Origin of the sequence: Brachyspira catarrhinii (assembly GCF_005518285.1) — a bacterium.
Taxonomy (GTDB): Bacteria; Spirochaetota; Brachyspiria; order Brachyspirales; family Brachyspiraceae; genus Brachyspira; species Brachyspira catarrhinii.
Map to the genome: position 1 here is coordinate 1 of NZ_SJDU01000309.1, position 2,819 is coordinate 2,819.

The following is a 2,819-nucleotide window of genomic DNA, read 5'->3' on the forward strand; positions in this document are numbered from 1 at the left end:
TCTTCGTATATTATTTTTACCAATACATCCTCGTATGTCGGCATAAACTCTGGTCTTTCGGCGTCTTTAAAGAAATTACTTTTTACTTTCAAGCCTTTTTTCTTTGCCGTTTCTTCGGACCATCCCGTTGAAGCCATATTATAACCGAATACGCAAATGGCGTTAGAGCCTTGAGTTCCGCAATATTCGACATGTCTTCCCAAAGCGTTATTTGCGGCTACTATTCCCATTCTCACCGCGTTCGTAGCCAATGCTATATAATCCTGTTTTTCTGACGCTCTCGAATATACGGTAGAGCAGTCTCCAATCGCGTATACATTAGGGTCCCTTGTCGTTTGCATCGTGGTATCGACAACTATTGCGCCATTAGGAAGAGTTTCAAGATAATCTTTATACAATTCGCTATTTGGTCTGAACCCTACCGACATAACCACCATATCGACATCGTAAGTGCCTTTATCGGTTACAACTTTTTGAACTCTAACCGAACCTTCAAATTTTTTAACCGTTTCGCCCAAATGAACTTCTATACCCGCGTCTCTTATTCTCTTTTCCGCTTCGTCCGTAATTTCTTTATCAAAATAATTTGCCATAACTCTCGGCATAGCTTCCATCAATATAACTTCTTTTCCGTGATTTTTGAAAGCTTCTATTAATTCGACTCCGATATAGCCCGCTCCCACAACCATAACTTTTTTAACTTCGGGTCTTTTTATTTCGTCTATTATTTCTTGACCTTGTTGGAAAAGTTTTGAGAAGAAAATTCCCTCTTTCAAACCGTATTTTGTTCCCGCTTGCATCAAACCTTCAATAGGAGGAGTTACGGGCCAAGAACCTGTGGCAAGTATAAGTTTATCGTAATTGTCATCGAACTCTTTGCCCGTAGCCAATTCTTTAACCGTTAGTTTTTTATTAGCCCAATCGACTTTAACCACTTCATGTCCCATATGAACATCTATGCCTTCCGATTTTAAACCTTCGGGACTTGCATAGAATAAACCTTTAGGGTCTTTTACGACTCCGCCTACCCAAAGCGCGATTCCGCATGCCAAAAACGAGATATTGTCGTTTCTGTCATAAGTAACTACGGTCGCGCTTGGGTCTACCGCCCTCAATGTTTTTGCAGCCCATGTTCCAGCATGGTTGCAGCCTATTACTATAACTTTCATAAATTTTAACCTCTTTAATTTTTTGGTATTTTAAATATACATTTATTTGATATTATAGTTCAAAATAAATACTTAGTCAAGCTATATTATATAAAAGCAGTTTAAAAAATTATACTTTTAACCTTATTAACCCTACAACCTTTCCGATTATAGATATTTCTTCGTTTTTAATAGGCGGGTAATTTTTATTTTCTGAAACGAATTTTATATCGTCTTTTTCTTTGAAAAATCTTTTAATTATTATCTCTTCGTTTATATTATTTTGTATTTTAGCTACAACTATATCGCCATTATCTGGTTCAATATTATTAGGATTAACTAAAACCATGTCTCCTTCTTTTATGTGAGCACCTATCATAGAATCGTCTATAACTTTTAAAAGAAAATTTCTTTCGTCTTGCGCTATTGATTTAGGCAATGCAAAAGTTTCATTTGTAATATCCATTAATAGACCCGATTTTACTTCATTAGTCAATAATGGAATATATACTATATCGTAATTTTTATTTCCATTTATAGGAACGCTCCCTCTGGCTCTATTTCCATTTTTCTTTACAAACCCCTTTTTTTCTAACGCTGTTAAATGAGTGGTTACAGCAGTTGGGGATGCAAAATTAAATTTTGCCATAATCTCTTTTACGGTTGGAGGATATCCGTTCTCATTCATAAATTCCCTTAAAAATTTTAGTATATCTTTTTGTTTATCTGTTAATTCTGTCATAAATCTTTCTCCTTAAAAATATAATATAAGTATGAATTATTATACTATAAAAAAATATTATGTCAATATTAAAAATATAAAATGTTATTGATTTTTTTATTCATATAATATATATTTCAATTAATTTTTAACGGACATGGATTATGATACCTAAATTACATTTAAAAATCGTAGAAAGATTTAGAGAAATTTTCGGACAGAAAGGCGAAGTTAAATTATATTTTGCCCCGGGAAAAGTTAATATAATAGGCGAGCTTATAGATTATTCGGGAGGAAATACGATAACGGCGGCTATAGACAGAGGAACTTATATGGTTGCAAGAAAGCGTCCCGATTCTAAAGTCAATGTTTACGCTCATTCGTTTAAGGCGAGAAAATCTTTCTCTTTGGACGACTTGGAAAAAACTAAAGAAGACGAATGGCTTATATATTTTAAGGGCGTATATTCCAACTTAATCGAAAGAGATTATAAAATCACGGGAATCGATATTTATGTTTATACCGATTTGCCTTTCAATACTTCTTTGGCTTCTTCGAGTTCTTTATGCGCGTGTTTGACTTACGCTATTTTGGATTTAAACGGAATATCCGATATAGAGCCTTTGGAAATGGCTAAATTATCTTATGAAGGAGAAAAAAAGTTCGCTTCCCAAAAAATATCTTTAACCGACCATGCCACGATATTTATGGGACATGAGAATCAATTATTTTTCTTTAATATGAATTCTTTGCAATACGAATATTTGGATTTTAATTTTGGCGAATATTGTATGGCGGTTATAAACAGCAATAAAAAGCGAGCTTCGAGCGACAGCGAATATAACGCGAGAAAAAGAGAATGCGAAAACGCTTATAAAAAACTTAAAGAGAAAAAACCTAATTTAAAATCTTTATGCGATTTGAAACCTAAAGACGCCGAATTTATAAAA

At 33.8% G+C, this 2,819-nt stretch carries 3 protein-coding genes; 1 reads left to right on the forward strand and 2 read right to left on the reverse strand.

Translation table 11 applies throughout. From position 1 onward, the window contains the following. Nucleotides 1–1,169, reverse strand: a 1,169-nt coding sequence (locus tag EZH24_RS09815; RefSeq protein WP_137998971.1) for an FAD-dependent oxidoreductase, incomplete at its 3' end; no start/stop codon positions are given. Between the two features lie 109 nt (nt 1,170–1,278). Further along, nucleotides 1,279–1,890: a transcriptional repressor LexA gene (gene lexA, locus EZH24_RS09820; protein ID WP_137998972.1), complete on the reverse strand. Its 612-nt coding sequence runs from the start codon at nt 1,888–1,890 to the stop codon at nt 1,279–1,281. A gap of 143 nt (nt 1,891–2,033) precedes the next feature. On the opposite strand from lexA, the gene EZH24_RS09825 reads away from it, so the two are divergent. Next, the coding region (locus tag EZH24_RS09825; protein ID WP_137998973.1) for a galactokinase at nt 2,034–2,819 on the forward strand (786 nt) is incomplete at its 3' end.